The organism is Pseudomonas huaxiensis (assembly GCF_003231275.1).
Lineage (GTDB): Bacteria > Pseudomonadota > Gammaproteobacteria > Pseudomonadales > Pseudomonadaceae > Aquipseudomonas > Aquipseudomonas huaxiensis.
On record NZ_QKVL01000064.1, the window covers coordinates 1 to 23217 of the forward strand.

Genomic DNA, 23217 nt, shown 5'->3' on the forward strand with positions numbered 1-23217 from the left:
TGTCACATTACCCAAGCTATTCCAACGCAAATCCGCTTCAGCGCCCCATGGGATCAGGCACCCGATTCGCGCACTTGAAATGCGTGGCTACCGGCGGATTTCCGCAGTTTTCAGCGGAAACGAAAAAAGGCCCCGAAGGGCCTTTTCTCTTTGGCTACAAAGTCCTTTTCAGAACTCTGTAGCGCCATATTTGGAGCGGGAAACGAGACTCACACCCGGTGTCCTACCCGTTGAAAAATAAGGTTTTATTCAACTCCCTCAGCGAGGGATAGCCTCAATTGTGTACTTGTTCACGTGTGGCATCAACGTTCAGTGGTGATTTGGTGTTTTACAATCCGTTGCTGGTCCGGGCCCGTTGACATGGTGCAAGCGGATGGACCTGCACCGCCCCTCCCCCCCGTAATCCGCTACACGGGTAACCGCCAAACTGAGGCAACCACTCCTCCTCAGAAGCTGGGCCGGAACTGCTAGCTGAGCACCCGACCGGCTCTTATCGTGACCTCCTTTCCATGGTCATCGAGGAACGATGACTGGAATGATCATGGGCGTCGGTGGCGCAGGTGGCATCATCATCCCTTCACTTTTCACCACGCTTACTCCTCGCTTCCTGATGGTTTCGTACACCCGCTCAGTCGCTGCCGAGTCGTTGTAACCGCCCTCATCGATCACCACGGTCAACGCGCTCTGGCGGCGCGGCTCGATCAGTTGTACCTGGTTGGTGCGAAAAAACGAATCGATGGCGACCTTGCTCAAGGTCGAGAAATCAACCCTCAACAATTCGGTGTACTTCAACGCCTTGGCGTCCCACGTCTGAACATAAAGCTCATCTTGAGTTAGCGCGAAAGTGCAGAAATGGTAAGCCCCGGTGGTGGAGCCCGGCGTTGAAATCAGCAATGAGCATCGACCATGCTGCACGATCGGCCCTTTGATATCCGGAAAGTCGCTACGGACCTGAGACGGAAACTGCGTCCGATCGTAGTAGATGGTGGCCCTGTCACGGGGTGTAGTGTTGCAGCCAACCAATAATAATAGACATGCAGCCAACATTATTTTCTTCATGAGACATCCTGTACTCGAAAACTATTCTCAAACTCCTGAACGCTCAGTAGAACTGGCACCCATTAACTTTCTAGTGTTACAGGGCATATATATGCCCGCATCTTCTCTACCAAAATCGGCAAGCGCTCCGTAGAACATACGGCCGCGATGGTATACAAAGAACGTTATTCCCGTCCAGACACCCCCCCTTTCAAACGCTACGGCTATCGATGGAAGCCCAAACACCGACTCAGAAATGTAAGAAATAGGTAATACCGATTTAACACGCTGAGAATGTAGAGAACAATCCCCCAGCTCGGCTCTACCATGCCATTCCAAAAAACGCCGCCCATCTAGCCTGGGAGCGCGTACAGGAAGGCATGCCATCCCAGGCGGGTAGCTAGGCTCTGAGTTCTCATGGCTTGCTTTTAAGGGCGCGTAAAGCGTAAATCTCGGTTGGGATAGTACTATGCTTGGACTTCCCCCATGCCCTCAGCATACTCCTCGCGATGTTAGTGTTAAGTGAAATTGGGTTGTGCTCAAAAATAGTCAGCGTTGGTGTCGTATCACATGATGTTTTTCCGGCGGCCTTAGCGCATTTATTGCTTATGATCGCCGCACCGACTACTTTACGATCCTGATAAATAACAGCCGCTTTTTCGGTGCATGAGTGTGGTCTGCATCCCTGAAGAAGCTTTAGCGTGCCCACGTCAGAAAAAGTTGGCACGGGAGCGTCCCCGGGGTTGCCTGGATGACGCAGGGATTCGTATACCTGTCGGGATAACAGCCACCCTGGGACAATATAATCGCCCTTTTCATCCCCAAAGTACTGTTTGATCCCATTTTCGAGCCGCGGCAGTGCATTGGGGTCATATCCCTCTGAAGCAGAAACAGGACCAACGGTCATTAAGGCGGTTAAAGCAAGGATGAAAGAGCGCATATTTATCCTTTAACAAGGGTTGTCTGGAGTTGAAAGTAACTGATTTAGATCATTCTCTAACAGCCCAGCCTCCCTAAGCCTTCGGGTGATAGAGGGCCCACTGAAATTCTGCAAGTTCACCTATTCAGCGTTCCAGTCTCCAATAGTAATTTATTGCCAAAAGATTAGGCGTTCTTGCTCTTAGATTCGATCCATACTGATAAGCCATGCCAGTGATCAGTGCCGGCATAAAAAAGGGACGAAAAAAAATGAAAAGGGGGTAGATGTATTTTCAGACCTCAGAAAAATAAATCTGTCCCCTTTTCATTCAGAAAAATAAATCTGTCCCCTTTTCATTCTCTTTTCATTCTCTCTTTTTGAAGTCAATTCGCCTTCACCTCACCACTAAAAATAAATCTGCCCCTTTCTGTGCTTCTTCCTGTGCTTCCTGTTCTTTCTGTTTTATCTCAGAAAAAGAAAACCCATTTCCCAGCCTGCCCCTTTACTATTACTTTTCACCCAGGCGATTACCGACTTCCCTTAAAAAATCCTCGACCGCCTGAACATCCTGATCAGCCCTCGCGCACTTCAACAATGCAGGAGTCAAATAATAAATCAACAACTCAAGATCCAGCTTATTGTCTGGAAGATATTTATAAACCTCTACAAGCAAAACTCTCGCCGGCATGATCGAAGCGAGCGACTCATAAGACCGTCCGCCTGCAAACGGGATTTTCCTGAGATAATAATTCGCCAGCTTTCGTTGTTCGCTCCGACTCCATGACCTATGAGGTATTAGTATGAATGCCTCGCCATAATCGGAAGAATGCAGAGGGTATCTATTCATGATCCACTCAGCAGCCTGCTCAGATGACATATCTGAAATCTGCGAGCACTCCAACCTTTGCTTTTCATTCATGGCTGCCCCCGAACCGAGTTGAATAAGCCTTGTGGCAACCCGGCATTGCCGCTCAGGCCACTAGGAGGCTTATAGTGAAAAGGCGGTCAGATGTATTTTTCAGATCTTCAGAAAAATACATCTGACCCCATTTCATGTCCCCTTTTCAAATACGGCCTGTCATTCCTTACCGCGCCATGAAGTGGAAACCGAAGCCTAGTTTGCTGTGGCTATTCGACAACTTCAAGTACCGGGAGCACAATGTCATCGAACGACTGTTTGGCTGACTGAAGGAGCGTCGCCGCCAGTTAACTCATTACTGCAAGTGCACAACACGTTTATGCGGCGATGGTCACAGTGGCCTGCCGAGGGCAGCTTTTACGGCATTACTTTACGCCCAGCACCTAACAATAGACTTTATTAACAAGGTCAGAAAAAACAAGATACCGTCTCACCAACAGCACTTTTCTTCAGATCTTCAAACTTTAAAGCCCACATAAAATTATAAGCAGTCCCGAACAGACGACTAGCACACGCCGACTGCCTACCAGCGACAATAACATTCAAAAAATATCCAGCACCTGTGCCTGAGGGCGAAAAAACCGAATATTCCGTTTGATTGAAACTACGCTCTTTTCTAACTCGGTACTCCATGGTAAATCTTGTCCCGTTCCCCACACTCACCTGAGAGTATCCAAAGCATGATGCCAAATAGCGTTCAATTCGTTGTTCCACAAGCTCACGCTCTTGATTCAAGCAGTATTCAGGGCTTTTCTTCCCAGAACCCAAAAGCGATTCTTTGGTCTCCGGAAAAATCGAACAACTGGCCAGACAAAACACCAAAATCAAAAGAAACAGCCTGACTGCTTCTGGCATATCGCATCCTTGAATAAACTCAGAATCACACCCACAAAGACAAATCGAAAAGAGGAAGCATTTATTTTAATTTTTTCACCAGCCTCCTTCCCTAACCCCCTTGGCTATCACGCTATAAATAATCCAGCCAGTCGCCAGAATCACTAACTCGCCTCCCCTCAAGGAACTTTTCGTACCGAGCCTTGCACCTCTCTACATCACACCCTTCAACGTCTATATCAACAAAATCTCCACCCCGCTCCTCCACAAGCAATTTTACCAACTTAACCTTAATAGGGAAAATCTCTACCAAATAAGCAGAAATCTTAGCCCTATGAAAAATAAAGCTCCCTCCCCCTGCTAGGGGTAGAATTTTATCCGTTACAGAAAACATGATTTCGGAGTTAACCACCTCGATTTTTTCACCACTCTCATAATCATCTGAATAATCTTCAGGTATTACAAAAAGCTTATAGTCAATAATAACCAACCAACCTTCCAGCTCAATAAATTCCCCAACTTTCATTATCACCTCCCAATCACAATGGCATTAACCCCCCAAGAGATTGCCCCATCTAGCAGTCCTTGCTGAACTCCTCTTGGCCCTGCAAGTGGATCTCGCGTCATATAGTAACTTACACCATCAATAGCTTTAATCCCATCAACAATAATGAAGTGCTTATCCTTACCAGCAGGAACTTGCACGATAACACTCACCCCTTCTTGCAGTGCCTTATTGAGTTGCTCAGGCAGCATTGTTAGGTTTACGGTATTCTTCACACCTGCTTTTGATATCACATCAGACAGCTCCAAAGTATTAACACCTGTCGGCCTAATACCATTCACAAAACTCCCGATCGCTTTATCAAGACTAATAGATACCCCGGTATTGTCCGTAATTGTCATTGCTGCGCAAGCTGGACCACAAACGGGAGCGTCACCTTGTAAAACAACCGAGCCTTTAGGCTCGTACGGAATAGTTTTAGCCGCGGTAGTAATGCCGCCTGCGCCATCAACGGCCGCATTAACTGTTCCTTTTTCAGCATTGACAGCAAGCCTAGCAGAGATCCATTTTGCAAGATTCCTCGTTGCCTCTACGCCAAGCTTCCCGCCTCCGGCCAGGCTCAGCGCAATGTCCAAATCCCAAGTGACTGGAAGCAATCCGCCGTGAGCAACCGTCGCCATCCTCTCGAAAGCGGTATTCAAATCCTCGGGACTGCTCCCCGCCGCTTTAGCGATTTCCCGCACATATTGCCCAGCCTGGGCTGAGCCGAACTGTTCCCTCCACGCCTTAGGTAGCAGCTCCGTGTAGGACGCGTGGTAATTGGTCGCTTGAGCTTTGCTCAGATCGGTATTGAACAGATTGGAGTCAGCCCATTGCTTCTCCGTCGCTTGGAATGCATAAACAGGCTCTCCATGGGCCACAACGGTTGAACCATCATCCCATGTGAGCACAAGCCCCTGATTGGCGAGCTTGCCAATGACAGCAAAAGCTTGCTCCATGTCATGATTGAACCAATCCGAGCCCGGGTCACTGCTCCCATAGATATTGAGAATGCCCTTCAACCTGGCAGTGCCTTGCGCGTCCAGTTCAGCGCCAGACGCAATAAGCAGCAGGTCTTCCCAAAGCATGCCCGACTTCGATTGGCCTTGAGCCGTCAGCTTGGCAGCTTCCTTGGCGATCTGCTTCGCCTCGAAATTATGTAGCTGCCGGTTGTAAGCGTTGGAGCTTCTGGCAAGCTCCGCGGCCTTGGCCATATCGCCGCCGGTAAATGCGGCTGCCGCTACACCAATGATCTGAGACGCCAGGGACTCCATGTCCTTATTCATCGTCAGCTCATTTGAAAGCGCTTCAACCATGGCTTCAGTCGCACCTGCCGCCAGTGCTCCTGTTTTGAAGTCTCCCCCGGTTGCTTCACTTAGCAAGCCGCCCACTAAGGCATGCGCGACGACCTTTTGCAGGCTGCCATCGGCGTATTTCCCTTCCGCCCAGGTGCCTACAGCGTTGAAGCTCGTAGCCATGACTACGTTGCTTGCTTGAGATGCCAACGCTCCGGCTAGGTTGTCGCCAAAGCTTCCGCCATTGATGGCGGTACTGATCGCTCCATTTGTTACGCCGATAACACCGGCTCGAACGCTGTAGCCGGTAAACCCTTCCAGGGTTCCCAAGTCAAAGCCCGCTGTATTTTCAAAGGCTGCATTTGTGCCACTGAACTTCGGATCTATAAGGCCTTTGGTGACACCCGCTGTTACCCCAGCGACCACATATCCCTTTATCGCATCCGAGGAAGTGACGTCTTTGAGTACTGCTCCAAGGTTACCTCGGTTGTTGATCGTGCTGACCGTGGCGGTAGTTGCAGCGCTGGCAGCGACTGCACCGACTGCCGCAGCCGTTGCGCCTCCGCCAGCAACCATCCCCGCAGCAGCAGGCCCTACGAGCACAGACATAAGGATCGCAATAATGATCTGCGCCGCCGGCCCCAACCCCGAGTTCGAATACTTGAAGCTGGTATGAATCTCCTGCACCTGCCGCCAGTCGACTCCGCCCTGCGCCTCCAGCTCTTTCAGCCACGCCAGTTTCGGATCGGCCTTGACCATGGCGTCGATGGATTCGTGCACGGTCTGTTGGTTGACCTGCAACACATCTGCGTGGATGGTGCCAACCGCTTTGATGACCAGTTCACCCTGAGCCACCAGTTCGCTCTGGCGCACGGTTTCATCGGTGCTGCCCTTGCCCTTCATGCTGAACCAGCCGACATCGGAGCTGCTCTTCTCGTGACTTTCCTGATGCAGGTCTTTGACTGCTTCGAATGTCAGATCGCCGCCGCTGTCTATGGTCAGGTCGCCACCGCTGGTGAGCTTGGCGGCCTGATACAACTGGTCGTTACCACTCTTCAGAACCAGATCACCAACCGTGGTGATCTCGCTGCCGATATTGGTGATCTGAGTAACTTCATCACGCTTGGTCTTTTTGCTGCCGAAGCTCCCCTTTTTCTTCATGTCGTACAGCGAATAGTCGCTGTCTTCGGCCGCGAGCAGGGCAAGATTCCCGCCCGCTACCAGGTAGGCTTCATCACCCGCCGTGACCCGGCTAGCGCTCAGGATGAGATCCTGACCAGCACTCAGGGCGATGTCGCTACCCGCTTTGAGGGTGCTGGAGACCTGACTGATCTGGTCTTCCTGTTTCTTGATGGTTTTAGAGGTGTAGGCGTAGTGATCTTCATTGGCCGCCGAGGCAATGGTCATGTCGCCGGTCGCCGTGATGTCGATATCACGCTGTGCATCGATTTGGCTGGCAATGGCGGTGAAGTCGCGACCGGCAACGGCGCTGAAGTCACGACCAGCTAAAACCGTCGAGCCGTTCTGGGTTATGACCTGGGTAGTGGTGCGCCCATAGCTGGTGGAGCTGGTGGCTTCGGCAGAAATGAGTTGCACATCGCGACCAGCCTGCAGGCCCATGTCACGACCGCTTTGCAGCACACCACCGACGTTGAGGATGTCGCGACCCGCGTTGATGCTCATGTCGTTGGCCGCTTCGATTCGCGCGGCGTTGCCGACGTAGTCGGTGCGCTGGTTCCCCAGGTTGGTATTGCGATCGACGCTGGTGATCGAACGCTCGTTGATCACATCGCCCAGCACTGTGGTCAGGTTGACGTCGCGCCCACTGATGATGCCCCCGGCCTTGTTGACGATATTGTTGCCGGCCAGCAGGTCGAGACGATTACCTGCTTCGATCAGGCCACTGTTGATGATGTCGTTGCCAGCCATCGCCGAGAGGTTGTTGGTCGCGCGCAAAGTGCCTGCGTTGAGCAGGTCCTGGCCTGCGATCAGGGTGACGTCATTGCCGGCGATGAGTGCACCATTGGGTGCCAGACGGTTGTTGGCGTTGGCCAGGTACAGCACCGGCACCAGCACCTTTTCGCCGTTCACCTCCATTTCTTCCAGCCAGACGATGTCGTGGGTCAGCGCCGCAACCTGCTCTGCCGTCAGGCCCACACCGACGGCCAGGTTGAGTTGCTGCTTGCTGGCGATGGCGTTGTCCATCAGGTACTTGAACATCGTGTCGTCGGTTTTCAGGCCGCCAATGAAGCGCTCGCCGGTCCTTGCCACGATCGCCTGCTGGATCAGTCGCTGCTCGTAGAGGCCGTCGCCCAAGCGTTTGGCGCTGTCATCTGGGTTGTAGCCGAGGCCGGAGAGCAGGTAGTCGGAGCTCATGAACTGTTTGAGTTCGGTGAGTACCGGGTTGGTTTCGATCAGGTATTTATGCGGCTGCGATACGCCACTACGGTCCGGCAGACCCTGTACACGCTCGATGGTCTGGGCAGTGGCCGGTTGAGTAGTGGCATGGCTATCGACTGCCGGGACAGCGGGCTGCTGCACGTTCGCGGTAGCCGCCAGAGGCTCGCGCACCAGCGACGCAACGGTGGCAGCGTTGGCGACTTTTGGCGCAGTCACACTGACCTGTGCTGCCTGCGGCGTCAGTTCAGGCAACGTCATGCCAGGCAGATTGGTGCCGGAAGCCTCGGGGGTGGTCACAGCCACTTGAGTATTACGCTCGCCCGGGCTCAGCCCCGGCAGTTGCAGGTCTGGGCGAGTGCCTGAAGGCTGGCCGGAGATGACTGAAGTATCGCGGCTACCAGAGAAGAGGCCGGGCACATTCAAGCCTGGTTGCCCGGCACCACCCGGAGTGGTGAGTGTGATCTGCGTATCGCGGCTACCCGGCGTCAGACCGGGCGTCTGCGGATCTGCAGGATTGCCTCCAACCTGACCCACCGTTGTGCTGCGGTCCCCAGTCGACAGGCCTGGAACACTCAGCTGGGGGCCGCCGTTGCCCGACTGCCCACCTGGGGTCGTCAGGGTGATTCGGGTGTCACGGTCGGTCGTCGCCAGGCCGGCGTTTACGTTCGGGCCCGAAGCGCTGACCGCGCCGCCAGCAGCACCAGTGGCGCCCTGACTGCCGATGCCGTCGCTGCGAGTGATGTCGCCACCATTACTACGACCAGACTGCCAAGTGCCGTTGTCCACGGCACCAACATTGGAAACACTGATGGAGGTGGCGGTGGCGCCAATGGTTTCGGCTGTACGTGCTGCGATGGAGAGCTGTCGGGTGTTGGCAGACAGCTGATCGATGTCATCGAGCTGGAGGTTGCGGCCCTGGCTTTCCGGCAGTGCTCGCTCACGCTGGGTCAGATCGATGGTGGCTCCGCTCAGCGTCCAGTTTTGCGAGCCGCTATCGGCCTGCGTGATCTGGCCGACGGTATTGGCCTGCTGGCTCAGGCGGAACAGCCCATTCTTGCCCTCAGGCAGGCTGAAGCCTGGAAGGGTCAGCGGATTGATCTGTTGCTGGGCGAGATCAGGTGGAAGTTGAGTGCCTGGTATGTTTATGGAGGATGTAGCTGCGCCTACTGAAGTTGTCTGTACCCGGTTTGCGCCCCTTACTGTCTGTGCAAAAGGCGTGACCACCCCATTACTGATGGAGTTGCTGGCGGTGATAGAAACAGCGCCGCCTGCCTGGATGGCGGACATGTAATTAGAAAAATCACCAACCACCTCACTCTTTATCAATGGAAGGGAGGTAATTAGAGCAGGTGCAGCAACCAAATTAGCAGGATCAAATTTTGAAATCAGCGCGTTGGCGCCCAAATAATACTCATCTGGTGCGGATGAGGAAGAGAACAGATAACCTCCCGGCCGATCCTGCTCTATCTCGAAACCTTCTGGATACCAATAAACAACAACACGACTACTAGCACCATCACCCAGAACATCCTTGGCATAAGGCACAAGTCTGTATTTCTTGTCCTCACCACGAACCGAGCCCTGCCAGTCACCACGCGCCGTGTACTCCAAAACAGGAAATTCAGGATTATTTCTAGAGTTGTAAATGTAGAACTCGGTGGTGGCTATGGCTTCAAGCTGATCAGCATATACCCCATAGCGGTGCTCCGGCTCATAATACTTGGTGACGCTATAGTTACCAATCTGTGCACCTTGGTTTTCGAAATTAGAAACATCGACACCGACACTTCCGGCAGCGGAGACCGTACTGTAAAGGTTCGAAAACCGGCCACCAGAGACCTGAAAACTTCCACCAGTTAAAATAGAGGAGCTTGCACTGTCTGCTGTAGCAATAGACTCAAAATTTTCTTTTAGAACGTATTGACCCCAACCTTGATAATAACCATTGTCCTCTATAAAACAATCATCCAGGCAAATAGCACTCAACTTTCCGGAAAGAAGCTTCGACTCTAGAGTGAATTGATCTTTCGCATTCTCCACCACATCCGCCGCAATCCGCAGATTACCGACAGACTCAATGGTCGCCGACCGATTCAAAACCGAAAGCGCCCGACCACCGGCAGCATCCTTGCCAATGCTCAACGCGCCCAGACTGTAAACATCCGCATACCGGTTGGTGAAAGCGCCCGCATACAACGCCATATCACCACCGCTGAAGATCAGGCCTTGCTCGTTGAGCAGGTTCGACGCGCTCAAGGTCAGGCGCTGGGTGCTCCCCAAGGTACCGTGATTGTTCAAGGTCGCGGCATTCAGGGTCAGATCGCCAGCGGCGGTGAGGCGACCGCTGTTGGTCAGTTGCCCGCCAAGGGTCAAGACACCGGTTCCACCTGCCATGAGACGACCTGCCGCGGACAGTGACAAGCTGGCCGCAGCGAGGCTCAGGTTACCCACGCTGCTCAGCCGGCCAGTGCTGTTGAAGCTGCCGCTCAGGTCCAGGGAAAGGGTGCCATCGCTCTCGATCCGTCCCGCGCTGCTCCAGTTGCCACCGCTGCCGGTGAAACTCTCGACCGCGAGCAGTTTCCCGCTTTCCGTCTGGGTCAATTCGCCCACATTGACGGTCAACCGCCCCGCCTGAATCTCACTGCTGTTGATCCAGCTATCTGCGGTCAGCGTGAGCCCGCCACGCGTGACCAACGTGCCGCCGCTGTTGGTGACATTGGCGGTGGAGATGTCGAACGTCCCAAGCCCAGCGTGCAGAACACTGCCACCCAGGTTGCGCAGCCCTGCGGCCTTCAGGATCAGATCGGCGCTGCTGACCTCCAGCCTGCCATTCTGGTTGTTGAACACCCCAGCGACCTGGAAGTCGCTCTTCCCTGCCCCGCCAAGCGCGCGCAGCACACCGCTCTGGTTATCCACGCCGGTCGCCGTTACCAGCAAATGACTGTCGCTCTCGATCACGCCTGATCGGTTGCTCAGGTCATCCCGCAGCGCCAGTTCGACACGATTGCCTGCGACTTGACCGCTGCCATTGTCCAAGGCCAATCCGTCCACCCGCACCAGCCCCTTGGCGTACAACCCACCTCGGGTGTTGGTGAGATTGCCGCCGCTGACGCGTGCATCACCGGTCTGGGCGGCCATGCGACCGTCGCTGTTATCGATGGAGCCGCCGAACAGGGTGAGTTGCTGGCCCTGGATCACGCCACCGTTGTTGTGCAGTTCGTTGGTGACATTGCCGTCCACCGCACCCGCAAGGCTCGCCAGGGTACCGCCAGCGTTATCGAAACTGCCCGCGTCGAGCAGCAGGTTGCCTGTACGCGACAGTACTCCGCCGCTGCGATTGTTCAGGGTTCCCGATGCACGAAGGGTCAGGCTGCCCTGCCCTTGCACCTTGCCCTGTTCGTTGAGCAGTTGAACGGCGCCAAGGCTGACATCGGCGTCCTGGCTGTAGATCCGGCCATCCGCACTGTTGTCGATGACGCTGGCGGCGTTGACCTGCAGATTGCCCCTGGCGGCAACAGTGCCTGCTCCGCTGTTGTCCAGTGTGCCCAGCGACAGATTCATCCCGCTTTGGCTGACGATCTGCCCGCCGCTGTTATGCACTTGCAGCGCGCGCTTGAGCCACAGAGCGCCGGCGCTGAGCAGCGTACCGTTCTGGTTGTAAAGCACACCGGCAAGGTCGAGAGTCAGTTGGGCACTGCCGGTGACAAGGCCACTGCGGTTGTCGAGGTTGCCGACCGTCAGCTCGAGCCCAGCGCCGCTGTCGATCTGTCCGCCAACGCTGTTGTCGAGCAGGCCACTGATCGTCAGGGTCTGCGCAGCACTGCTGGAGACGATGCCACCGGTGTTGTCGAAGCTGGCGGCACTGACGTCCATCCGGCCCTGACTGACCAGGGCGCCGTCGTTACCATTGAGCACGGCACCGCTGAGGGCGAGGGTCAGTGCACCGTTGCGGCTGGACAAGGTGCCCTTGCTACGGTTATCGAGGCTGCCACCGGTGAGGGCCAAACCCTGCCAGCCGGACAGCAGGCCGTTCTGGTTGATCAGTGTCCCGACGTTCAACGTCAGTACCTGACTGGTAATCAACCGGCCATTGCTGTTGTCGAGACGATTGGCGTCGACACTGATGTTCTGTTGGCTGGAGAACTCCCCAGCCTGATTGGTGAAGGTGCCAACCCGCAAGAAGCTCAAGGCACCTTTGGCCGCGATCAGACCACCGCTGTTATCGAGGTTGCCGTTGTTGAGATCGAAGCGGACGGCCTGATCGCCAACGATACGACCGTTGCCGAGCAGCAACGAACTTAGGGTCAGACCCAGGTCGCCTCTGGCCGAGATTTCGCCGCCATTACCGCTGGCGAGATCGCTAACAGCCAAGGTCAGGCCACTGCGGCTGTTGATCAAACCGCCATCGCTGTTGTTCAGTACGCCGCTGCCAAGGGTCACGCCAGTGACGCCGAGCAGGTTGCCGCCCTGGTTGTGCAGGCTGCCGCTGTTGACATTCAAGATGCCAGCGGCGCTGATCAGGCCGCTCTGACGGTTGTCCAACAGGCCGTTGCTAGTGAGCCCGAGGTTGCCACGGCTGCTCAGGACACCGTCGAGATTGCTCAACGAGCCAACCCCCATATCCAGGCTGGCAGCGCCGATCAGGCCCTTGTCGTTGCCCAAGGCCTGGGCGATCACCAACCCAAGGGCCTGGCTGCTCAGCAGCTTCCCGCCGCCGTTATCCAGACTACGCGCCGCAAGAGTAAAGGCCTGGTTGCTGGAGACCTCGCCACCACGATTGAGCACGCCATCGAGGTTACGCAGCAGCAGTGTGCCAGGGGTGTTGATCAGGCCGCCGTCGTTGTTCAGCAAGCCGCCGTTGAGGTCGAGGGTCAGATGGGTGTTGCTGGACAGCCTGCCGCCCTGCTGATCGAGGCCGCCAATGCTGGCAGTCAAGACATCGACGCTGCCAATACGGCCGCCGGCATTGCTGACCTGATTGGCACTCAGATCGAGTGTGGCGCCACTGTTGAGCTGGCCCTTGAGGTTGCTCAAGGTGCCGGTGGTCAGGCTGACTGCGCCCTTGGCGCTGAGCTTGCCCTCTTCGTTGTTGAAAGTGCCACTGCCCAGTACCAGCGCGCCATCGGTGAGCAGTTCGCCCTTGAGGTTGCTGACAGCCTCGCTCACCTCCAGGGTCAGACCATTAGCGCTGTTCAGGGAACCATGGCTGTTGTCGAGGTTGCGCGCCTTGACCTTGAGGTTGGATTCGCTGCTGAGCAGACCGCGAAGGTTGTTGAGGCCACCACTGAGGCCCAACTCCAACGATTGCTGGGCAAGGATGGCGCCACCGGTGTTGTCCAGGCCGACACCGGTCAGAGAGATACGTTGGCCGCTAAGCTGCCCGCCTGTCTGGTTGATCAGTTGCTGGATCAGCAGGGTCAGGCTGGCTCCGGAGAAGACTACGCCGTTGTCGCTGTTTTTCAGGGCCTGGCCGCTGACGCTGACGTCACCATTGCCGGTCAGTTCGCCACCCCGGTTATCTATTTCGCCGATCTCGAGTTTCAGCGCTTTTGTGGCACCGAGCAGGCCGCTACGGTTGTCCATGCTGGTCGCACCCACACGCACGGTCTGGGTACCGATCAGTTGGCCGGCACGGTTATCGATGCGACCAACATCCAGCTCAAGCGCGGCCTTGGCAGCAATCTCGCCGGACTGGTTGTCCAGACTGGCAGCGCTGACCAGCAGTTTGCCGTCGGCGACCAGGGTACCGCGCTGGTTGCTCAGAGCACCGCCCACCGCCAGGGTCAGGATGTCGCGGCTGCTGAGCAGACCGTCGGTATTGGTCAGGCCGAGGCTGGCGATATCCAGGCTGGCGGCGCTGATACGGCCACTAACGTTGCCCAGCAGTTGCTCCAGACGCAGGGTCAGGCCGAGGTTGCTGACCAATTTGCCGTTGCTGTTGTCAAGGCTGCGGGCAGCCAGGGTGAAGGCGTTCTGGCTGGAAATTTCGCCCCCCCGATTGCTCACCTCGCCAAGGTTGTTCAAGAGCAGCACTGGCGCGTTGATCAGGCCGGCGTTACTCAGGTTGCCGTGGTTGAGGTCGAGGGTCAGCTGGGTGTTGCTGAACAACTCCCCGCCCTGCTGCATCAGCCCACTCAGGCTGGCATTGAGAATGCCGCCGCTGGCAATGCGCCCGTCGTTGTTGACCTGCCCGGCCGTCAGATGGAGTCCAGCGCTGCTGATCAGGCGTCCACCTTGGCTGTTGTCGAACGCACCGGTGGTGACGGTGGCGGCGCCCTGGCTCTTGATCAGGCCTTGCTCGCTGTTATTCAGACTCCCGCTGACAAGGCTGAGCGTCTGCGCGCTTTCGACGGTGCCACTTTGATTGAGCAGCGCGGTGCCGCTGCGTACCTCCAGCGCGCCGGCACTGGACAAGCTACCGGTCGCGTTATCCAGTTGCGCCGCACTGAGACTCAGGCTGCCCTCGCTGGTAATACGACCTTCGCGGTTGCTCAGTGCACCGTCGAGCAATGGCGCGGCCGTGGCGCTCAGTTGCACAGTCACCGAGTCCTGCGCCGCCAGAGTGCCTTGACCATTGTCTAGCCGGTTGCCCGTCAGGCTCAGGTGTTGAGCAAACAGCAAGCCGCGGGCCTGGTTGACGACCCGGGCGACCGTCAGCTCCAGACGGGTCCCGGCCAGCACTTTGCCGGCGCTGTTGTCGAGTAGCTGGCCGCTGAGGACAAGTTCGCGCTGACTGGAGAGTTCCCCGGCGCCGTTGGCGATGGAGGCGACCTCAAGTCTCAGCGCTTTTGTGCTGCCGACCAGACCGCCATTGCGGTTGTCCAGTTCGTTGCCGGTCAGCCTCAAGTCGCCTTGGGCCACCAGTTCACCGCCCTGCTGCTCCAGCACACCCACCGTGGCCTCCAGATCACTCTGGCTGGCGATACGGCCCTTGGCGTTGGTCACGTTGTCGGCGCTCAGCCGCAACAGGCCGGTGGCGCTGATCAGGCCGCTCTGGTTATCCAGCTGACGCGCATTGAGTTCCAGCACCTGGGCGCTGCCCAGCAGGCCGTCGCGGTTGTTCAACTGGGCCAGACCCACAGTGGTGGCCTGACTCGCGCGGATCACACCGCCGCGATTGTCCGCCGAGGTACCACGCAGGGTCAGGGTACTCTGGCCGGACACGCGACCGCCCCGGTTGTCCAGCGTCGTGGTCAGCAACTGCATGGCGCCCTTGGCCAGCAGGTTGCCGCCCGCCTGGTTGTCCAGCAGGCCATTGACTGTCAGATCCAGGCTGCCGTCGCTGACCAGACTGCCGTTGTTGCGGTTGTCCAGGCTGGCGGCAGTTACCTGCAGAGCGCGACCGGCGCCAAGGGTTCCGGCTTGGTTGAACAGCACCCCGCTCAGGTTAAGGTCGAGGCGATTGTCGCTCATGACCTGACCATTGCCGTTACCCAGCGCTGCAGCGGTGACCACTGCCAGCGTGGCGGCAGAGACTTCACCGCCGGCGTTGAGCAGGTTGCCGGTGAGGTTGAGTGTCAGGCCGGCGGTGCTGCTGAAGAGGCCGTTACGGTTATCCAGCGAGGCGGCGCGGGTCGTCAGGCCGGTAGCGGAAATCTCGCCGCCTACGTTAGTCAGGGCCTGTTCGATCAGCAGCTCCAATGCCGCGTCACCGAGCAACGCGCCGCCGCTGTTGTCGAAGCTGCGCGCTGCCAGGATGAAGCTGTGCTCACTAGAGATTTCACCGCGCTGATTAAGCACGCTGGCCAGGTTGCGGAACACCAGCGGGCCCGGCGCATTGATCACGCCACCATTGTTGTTGAGCAGGCCACCGTGCATGTCCAGAGTCAGGGCGCTGTTGCTGAACAGTTCACCGCCGTTGCTCTGGTCGAGACCAGTGAAGCTGGCACTCAGGGCCTTCGCGCTGGCGATACGACCGGCGCGGTTGTCAGTCTGTTCAGCGGTCAGTTCCAGGCGGTCGGCGCTGGTCAGGCGACCCTGCTGGTTGATCAGAGTGCCGGTTGTAACCCGCAGCAGACCGTCGGCGGCAAGGCGACCTCGGCTGTTGTCGAGACTGGCGCCGGACAGGGTCAGGTTGCTGCTGCCGAGCAATTCACCGCCAAGGTTACTGATGGCATCCCCTACGGCCAGCGTCAAGGCACCAGCAGCGCTGGCACGACCGCCGTCGTTGCTCAGGGTGACGCTTTCAACACTCAGTGCAGCATCGCTACGCAGGATGCCGACGCGGTTCTTCAGCAGACCGCTTGTGCCGTTGTCTGCGCGCAAGATCAGACCCACGCCGGTCTTGGCGTAGAGACTGCCCTGATCGCTGTTGTCCAGTTCGCCGCCGCTGAAGCTGAGGGTCTTCTGTGCGGAAATCACGCCTTTGGACTGGTTACCCAGGTACGCCAGGTTCAGTTGCAGATCACCGTTGGCGATCAGCCGACCGGCGCCGCTGTTGTCAAACCGGCTGCCACTGACGGTGAGGTTGCCGACGCTGGCGACCTCGCCCGCACGGTTGTCCAATGCGCCCACCCGCAGGGTCATGGCCTTGCCGGAGTTGAGCAAACCAGCCTGACGGTTATCCAGACTGAGGCTGTCGATCGCCAACTGCTCCACCGCCACCACATGACCACCACGGTTATCGAAGCGATTTGTGGTCAGTGTCAGGTTGCTCTTGCCGGAGATCTGCCCAGCGAGTTGATTGTCGAGGCTGCTAGCGGTCAGTTGCAGTTCGCCGGCCGCGGTCAGCACACCGCCCTGATTGAGCGCGCTGCTGCTCAGTGTCAGCGCCAGGCGGTCATCACTGGCGAAGCGTCCCTGGCCGTTATCGAGGCGATCAGCGCTCACGGTGAGGTTCTGCCCGGCCAACACGCGACCGCCACGGTTGCTGATGGCGTCGGTCTGGGTAAGAGTCAGGTCCTTGTCGCCTTGAATCAGTCCGGCATCGTTGTTCAGGCTCGCACTCGCGAGGTGAGTGCTGATCCCAAGCAGCTTGCCCTGACGATTGTCCAGCGCGCCGGCGACCTGCAGGGCCAAGCCATTGCGAGCCTCGAGGCTGCCCGCCAGGTTGTTGAACAGCCCCGCGCGAACATCCACGGCATCGGCGGAAATCGTGCCCTTGCCGTTTTCCAGCAGTTGAGCAATGCGCAACGTCAAGGCCTGCTGGCTGAGCAGCTTGCCGTTCTGGTTGTCGAGACTGGTCGCCGCCAGCTCGAAGGCTTGGGCACTGGAAATCTCACCGCCCCGGTTATCGACGCTGGCGAGGTTGCGCAGCAACAGCACGCCCGGTGCGTTGATCAGGCCACCCTTGTTGTTCAGGTGACCGTTTCTCAGGTCGAGAGTAACGCCGGCGAGGCTATAGAGACGGCCATCGTCGTGCTGATCCAGTGCAGCGACGGAAACATCCAACTGGCCGTCGCTGTTGATGCGCCCACCGTTGCCGTTGTCCGTTTCACCCGCTGCCACGATCAGGGTGCCGTCGCTGTCGATGCTGCCTTGTGCGTTGTTCAGCGCACCGTCAACCTGCAGGACCAATTGCTGACCGGCATGCACGGTGCCCTTGCCTCTGTTGTCCAAGGTGCTGGCGGTCAGGCGCAGTTCGCTCGCGCTGAACAGGCCGGACTGGTTGAGCAGGAGGCCCGCGATTTGGGCGGTAAGGCGTGTATCGCTGCTCAGTCTGCCGCCGCCGTTGTTGGCACTGCCGGCGTTCAGGTCGAAGCCCTGCGCGGCGAACACGGTGCCCTGACGATTGTCGAGAACGCCGGTGCTGGTCAGGTTCAGGGTTGTGTCGCTTTGCAGCAGACCCTGACGGTTATCCAGCAAACCAGTGGTCACTGTCGCGCTGTGGGCCAGGAGCTTACCGCCCTGGTTGTCCAGTGAACTGCCCACGTTGAGAACGAGCGCACCGGCGGTGCTGAGGCTACCGAACTGGTTGCCCAGGCTGCCGGCGCTGATATCCAGCGTCGACGCGGAAATCAGGCCCTTGGTGTTTTCCAGAATACGGGCGATGCGCAGGGTCAGGGCCTGCTCGCTGAGCAACTTGCCGCCACCGTTGTCCAGGGTGCCGGCAGACAGAGTAAAGGCCTGGTTGCTGGAAATTTCACCGTCCCGATTATCGACGCTGCCGAGGTTGTTCAGCAGCAGTTGGCCCGGTGCATTGATACGCCCGCCCTGGTTGTTCAGGTGACCGTCGTTGAGATCTAGCGTGATCGCCGACTGGCTGAGTACTTGACCGGCGCCATGCTGATCGAGACCACTGACACGGGCGGTCAGTTGCCCAACACTGCTGATGCGACCGCCGCCGCTGTTGTCCAGCGCACCGCCGTCGACAAGCAAATTGGCCTTGCTGTCGATCCGCCCCTGCTGGCCGTTGTTCAGGCTGCCCAGCGATAAGCTCAGATTGCTCCCTGAGGCCAGCACCCCGCCAAGGTTGAGCAACTGTCCAACAAGCGTCACATTCAGGACGCCATCACTGGAGAAGCTGCCCTGGCTATTTTCGAAGGCGGCGGCCCTCAGGGTCAGGCTCTGACCACTCACCAGTCGCCCTTCCCGGTTGACCACAGCGCCCTGCTGACGCAACTCCAGCGATGCATCGCCCTGGATCAGTCCTTTGTCGTTGTTCAACGAGGCGCTAGCGAGCACGGCGCTGGCAGCCAGGATGCGACCTTCACGGTTGTCCAGTTCGCCACTGACTTGGCCGCGCAGACTGTCGCGAGCCTCAAGAGTGCCGAGCCGATTGCTCAACGTGCCGGCGCTCAGGCTCAGCTTCGCCGCTGATACCTGACCGTTGCCGTTGTCCAGCAGTTGGCCAATGCCAAAAGTCAGCGTCTGCTGGCTGAGTATCTTGCCGGCGCGGTTGTCCAGGCTCGCGGCCAGCAACTCGAAAGTCTGGCTGCTGGATATTTCGCCGCCCTGGTTGTCGACACTGGCAAGGTTACGCAATAGCAGCGCGCCGGGTGCGTTGATCAGGCCGCGCTGGTTGTTCAGATGACCGTTGTTCAGGTCGAGGGTAACGCCGGCCAGACTGTACAGACGGCCATCGGCATGTTGGTCCAGTGCGGAGACCGAGACGTCCAGTTGGCCGACGCTGTTGATACGTCCGCCATCGCTATTGTTCACCGCGCCAGCGGCGAGGCTCAGGGTCCCGGCACTGCTGAACAGGCCGGTCTGGTTGAGCAACTGCCCAGCAATCCGCGCGGTCAGAAGGGTGTCGCTGCTCAGTTTGCCGCCGCTGTTGTCGGCACTGCCGGCCTTCAGGTCGAAACCCAGCACCGCGAATAACGTGCCCTGACGGTTGTCGAGGCCATCGAGGCTGCTCAGGTCGAGGGTGGTATCGCTTTGCACCAGGCCCTGACGGTTATCCATTGAGCGGCTGGTAACAGTCGCGCTGCGGGCCAGAAGCTTGCCGCCCTGATTGTCCAGCGCACCGTCCACCACCAGGCTGATCGCACCACTGGTGCTGAAGCTGCCGGATTGGTTGCCCAGACTGCCCGCGCGAATATCCAGCACGGGGGCGGAAATCATACCCACCGCGTTGTCCAGAGCATGCGCGATCCGCAGCGTCAGGCCTTGTTCGCTCAGAAGCTTGCCGCTGCTGTTGCCCAGCTTTTCGGCAGCCAAGGTAAAGGCCAGGTTGCTGGAAATCTCACCGCTACGGTTGTCGACGCTGCCCAGGTTATTCAGCAGCAGTTGGCCAGGAGCATTGAGGCGTCCGCCCTGGTTGTTCAGATGGCCATTGTTGAGATCGAGCGTGATGGCCGACTGGCTGAGCAACTGTCCGTCACTGTGCTGGTCGAGCCCACTGAGGCTGGCGGTCAGTTGACCGGCGCTGCTGATGCGGCCGCCGCCGCTGTTATCCACCTGCCCAGCTTTCAGGTCAAAGGTGCCGTCGCTGCGCAAGGTGCCTTTGGCGTTGTTCAGTTCGCCGTGTGCTCGCAGGTCGAGTTGCTTTCGGGCGTAAAGGTCGCCCTGGCGGTTGTCGAAGCTGCTGGCGGTCAGGTGTACGTCCGCGTCGGCGGCGAGGTAGCCGCTGCGGTTATCCAGCACTCCGCCCTCGATCAGCAGGTTGGCCTTGCTGGTGATGCGGCCTTGCTGTTGGTTATCCAGGCTACCCAGGCCGAGCACCAGATTGCCATTGGCGACCAGCAGACCATTATGGTTGAGCAGTTGCGCGGCGACCCGGCCTTCCAGGTAGCCATTACTGGTCAAGGTGCCGCCACTGTTGTCCAGGCTGGCGGCAGCCAGGCTCAGGCGGCTGCCGGCAATCAGTTGCCCGGCGTTGTTGAGCACTGCCCCGCCGCTGCTCAGCGTCAGGTTGCGATCGACCTGGGTGCGGCCATGACGGTTGTCCAGCGAGCCGAGGGTCAGCGTCATGTCCTCGGCCAGCAGTTCGCCGAAGCTGTTGTCGAACAAGCCATCGACAACCAGTGCCAGGTCCTTGCTGACGCTCAGGGTGCCGCGCAGATTGCCGAGGGTGCCCGTATGGGCATCCAGCCGCGCGGCAGATATCAGTCCCAAGCCGTTGTCCAGCGCGCGGGCGATACGCAGTGTCAACAACTGCTGGCTGAGCAGCTTGCCGCCTCGGTTGTCCAACGAAGCAGTCACCAGGGCAAAACCCAGGCTGCTGGAGAGCTCGCCGTTGCGATTGTCCATCGAGCCAATATTGGCGAGCAGCAGTTGACCCGGCGCATTGACCAGGCCGGTCTGGTTGTTCAGGTGACCACCGTTCAGGTCGAGACTGACACCCGCCTGGCTGTACAGGCGACCGCTTTCGCTATTGTCCAGCGCGGTGGCATTCAGGCTCAGGTCGCCCGTGCTATTCAACAGGCCAGCCTGGTTGAGCAGTTGGCTGGCCGTGATCTGTGTCCGGCCATCCGCTGTCAGGTTGCCGTTGCGGTTATCAAGGTCGCCGCTGTGGATCAGTAGATTGGCCTGGCTGGCGATCCGGCCCTGCTGCCGGTTGTCCAAGCTGCCGAGCGTCAGGTCGAGGTCACCACTGGTCGCCACCAGCCCGGCCTGGTTGGACAAGTGCCCGGCGATCACGGCCGTGAGGCTGCCCTTGCTGGACCAGTTACCGCCGCTGTTGTCCAGGCTGCCGGTAGCAAGGGTCAGTTGATCCCCTGCGCTCAGGCTGCCAGCGCTATTGAACAGTGCCCCGCCATTGGTGATCGCCAGGGTCTGGTCGCCCTGGATCTTGCCGCTACGGTTGTCCAGCGAAGCGGCGCTCAGTTCAAGATTGCGTGCCAACAGCACGCCGGTGTGGTTATCGAGCAGGCCATCGACCCGCAGAATGGCGTTCTGGGTCGCACCAATGCTGCCGCGGCCATTGGCCAGGCCTCCAGCCTGGGCATCGAGCCGCAATGCAGAAATTTGCCCAGCGGCGTTGTCCAGCGCTTGGGCGATGCGCAGCGTCAGTGCCTGTTCGCTGAGCAGCTTGCCGCTGCGGTTGTCGAGGGTGCTGGCCCGGAGCAGGAACGACTGGTTGCTGGACAGCTCGCCAAGTCGATTGTCCACCTGTGCAAGGTTGTTCAGCAGCAGTTGGCCAGGTGCATTGATCAGGCCGCCCTGGTTGTTCAGATAACCATGATTGAGGTCGAGGCTCAGGCTGCCTCGGCTGTAAAGACGACCGTCATTGCGCTGGTCCAGACTGGTGACACTGACATTAAGATTCTGCCCATGAACGCGCCCCGCGGAGCTGTTATCGAGCAGGCCAGCACGTAATTCCAGAGCGTTGCCGGCCAGCAGTCGGCCTTGCTGATTGTTCAGGTCGCCACTGACCAGGCGCAGATCGCCACCGGCGCTGAAAAGACCACTCTGGTTCAGCAACTGGCCGGCCAGCGTAGCCGTCAGCCCCGCATTGCTGGTCAGTTCGCCGGTGCGGTTGTCCAGGCTCGTTACGCTCAGTTCCAGATCGCGTTGACTGGCTAGGGTGCCGCTACGGTTATCGATCGCGCCGCCGGAAATCTTCAGCAGACTGTCGGCCTGAACACGACCGCCGCCGTTGTCCAGCGAGCCGAGCACCAGGTCAATATTGCCAGCGAGCAGCTCGCCACTGCGGTTGTCCAGATCGCTGGTGACCGTCAGCCCCAGACCCTCCCGCGCCGTGATCCGGCCGCCGCCATTGACGAAGGTGCCAGCGCGCATCAACAAGGAAGCGCCGTCGATACGGCCCCTGCCGTTATCGATCAGGCCCGCGATGGCAAGGGCAAGGGCTTGTTGGCTGAGCAGCTTGCCGTCGCGGTTGTCGAGGCTGTCGCTGCGTAGCTCGAAGCCCAGCGTGCTGGAGATTTCCCCCGCGCGGTTGTCGACGCTGGAAAGGTTGCTCAGCAACAGGCGGCCCGGCGCGTTGATCAAACCGCCCTGGTTATCCAGATGGCCGCGATTGAGGTCGAGACTCACGGCCGCCTGACCGAGCAGGCGCCCGGCGTTGTTGTTCAGGCTGCCAACCGCCAGCCGGCTGTCGCCTTGCGCGGTGATAGTGCCGCTGGCATTGACCAGCGCCCCGCCCACCTGCGCACCCAGCTCGCCACGACTGGACAGCACGCCTTGGGTGTTGTCGAACAGGCTGGCGACGTCGATTTGCACGCCGTTGGCGGCGATCATCCCGGCGCCATTGTTCAGCGCACCGGCGATACGCAGGGTCAGCCCCTGATCGCTCAACAACTTGCCGGCGCCGTTGTCGAGGCTGTTCGCGGCAACGGTGAAGGCGCGGTTGCTGGAAATTTCGCCCTGGCGGTTATCGACGGTGTTCAGGTTGTTGAGGGTCAACTGGCCGCTGGCGTTGAGCACTGCGTTGCGGTTGTTCAGGTGGCCACGGTTGAGGTCCAGGCTGAGGTCGCCGTCGCTGTGCAGGCGGCCGCCATCGTGCTGGTCGAGGCTGCCCACCCGCGCACTCAGGCTGCGGGCCGCGCCGATCTGGCCGGCGCTGTTGTTCACCGCGCCGCTCACGTCCAGGCTCAGGGAGCGGCCTGCAGTCACCAGGCCGGTGATGTTGTCCAGCGTCGCCAGCCGCAGAATCACATCGCCCTGCCCCGACACTTCGCCGTTGCGGTTGACCAGATGCCCGGCGCTGAGGGTCAGTGCGTCGTTGCCGAGCAACAGGCCACCCTGACTGTTGAACACCTGATCGGCGTTGACCACCACGCTGCCCGCCACGACCCGGCCACGCTTCTGGTTGTCCAGCTGCGTAGCGTCGATCTGTGCGAGGCGCCCGGCATTCAGGGTGCCGCCCTGGTTCGCCAGTTCGGCCGTACTGACCGTGAGGTCGCGACTGGCAACTACGGTGGTG

Annotated in this window: 8 protein-coding genes; 2 read left to right on the forward strand and 6 right to left on the reverse strand. The window is 58.7% G+C overall.

The genetic code is table 11. From position 1 onward, the window contains the following. Nucleotides 1-182: hypothetical protein (locus DM374_RS33895; protein ID WP_225422628.1), on the forward strand; the 182-nt coding region annotated here is incomplete at its 5' end. Nucleotides 183-513: 331 nt separating this feature from the next. Here DM374_RS33895 and DM374_RS30695 read toward each other — a convergent pair. The 6 genes from DM374_RS30695 to DM374_RS30710 all read right to left on the reverse strand — a co-directional run bounded on the left by DM374_RS30695 (nucleotide 514) and on the right by DM374_RS30710 (nucleotide 23027). Then, nucleotides 514-1059, reverse strand: a complete 546-nt coding sequence (locus DM374_RS30695) for a hypothetical protein (RefSeq protein WP_110973267.1) — start codon at nucleotides 1057-1059, stop codon at nucleotides 514-516. Nucleotides 1060-1453: 394 nt separating this feature from the next. After that, a complete protein-coding gene (locus DM374_RS33325) occupies nucleotides 1454-1978 on the reverse strand; it encodes a hypothetical protein (protein WP_157969778.1) in 525 nt (174 codons plus the stop codon). Nucleotides 1979-2465: 487 nt separating this feature from the next. Beyond that, nucleotides 2466-2876 (reverse strand): hypothetical protein, encoded by a 411-nt coding sequence (locus DM374_RS30700; protein WP_157969779.1) that lies wholly within the window; start codon nucleotides 2874-2876, stop codon nucleotides 2466-2468. A 408-nt stretch (nucleotides 2877-3284) separates the two neighbouring features. Continuing rightward, on the reverse strand, nucleotides 3285-3731 hold the full coding sequence (locus tag DM374_RS33330) for a hypothetical protein (protein WP_157969780.1): 447 nt from the start codon (nucleotides 3729-3731) through the stop codon (nucleotides 3285-3287). A gap of 112 nt (nucleotides 3732-3843) precedes the next feature. Then, nucleotides 3844-4236 (reverse strand): hypothetical protein, encoded by a 393-nt coding sequence (locus tag DM374_RS30705; RefSeq protein ID WP_225422629.1) that lies wholly within the window; start codon nucleotides 4234-4236, stop codon nucleotides 3844-3846. 2 nt (nucleotides 4237-4238) lie between these two features. Beyond that, nucleotides 4239-23027 (reverse strand): hemagglutinin repeat-containing protein, encoded by an 18789-nt coding sequence (locus tag DM374_RS30710; RefSeq protein ID WP_263854305.1) that lies wholly within the window; start codon nucleotides 23025-23027, stop codon nucleotides 4239-4241. On the opposite strand from DM374_RS30710, the gene DM374_RS33900 reads away from it, so the two are divergent. Next, nucleotides 22989-23217: hypothetical protein (locus DM374_RS33900; RefSeq protein ID WP_225422631.1), on the forward strand; the 229-nt coding region annotated here is incomplete at its 3' end. The genes DM374_RS30710 and DM374_RS33900 overlap by 39 nt on opposite strands.

What these genes read in the sequence shown, in the direction of transcription:
- DM374_RS30700 (WP_157969779.1), bottom strand. Translation starts at nt 2,876, where the DNA reads ATGAATGAAAAGCAAAGGTTGGAGTGCTCGCAGATTTCAGATATGTCA.
- DM374_RS33325 (WP_157969778.1), bottom strand. Translation starts at nt 1,978, where the DNA reads ATGCGCTCTTTCATCCTTGCTTTAACCGCCTTAATGACCGTTGGTCCT.
- DM374_RS30695 (WP_110973267.1), bottom strand. Translation starts at nt 1,059, where the DNA reads ATGAAGAAAATAATGTTGGCTGCATGTCTATTATTATTGGTTGGCTGC.
- DM374_RS30705 (WP_225422629.1), bottom strand. Translation starts at nt 4,236, where the DNA reads ATGAAAGTTGGGGAATTTATTGAGCTGGAAGGTTGGTTGGTTATTATT.
- DM374_RS33330 (WP_157969780.1), bottom strand. Translation starts at nt 3,731, where the DNA reads ATGCCAGAAGCAGTCAGGCTGTTTCTTTTGATTTTGGTGTTTTGTCTG.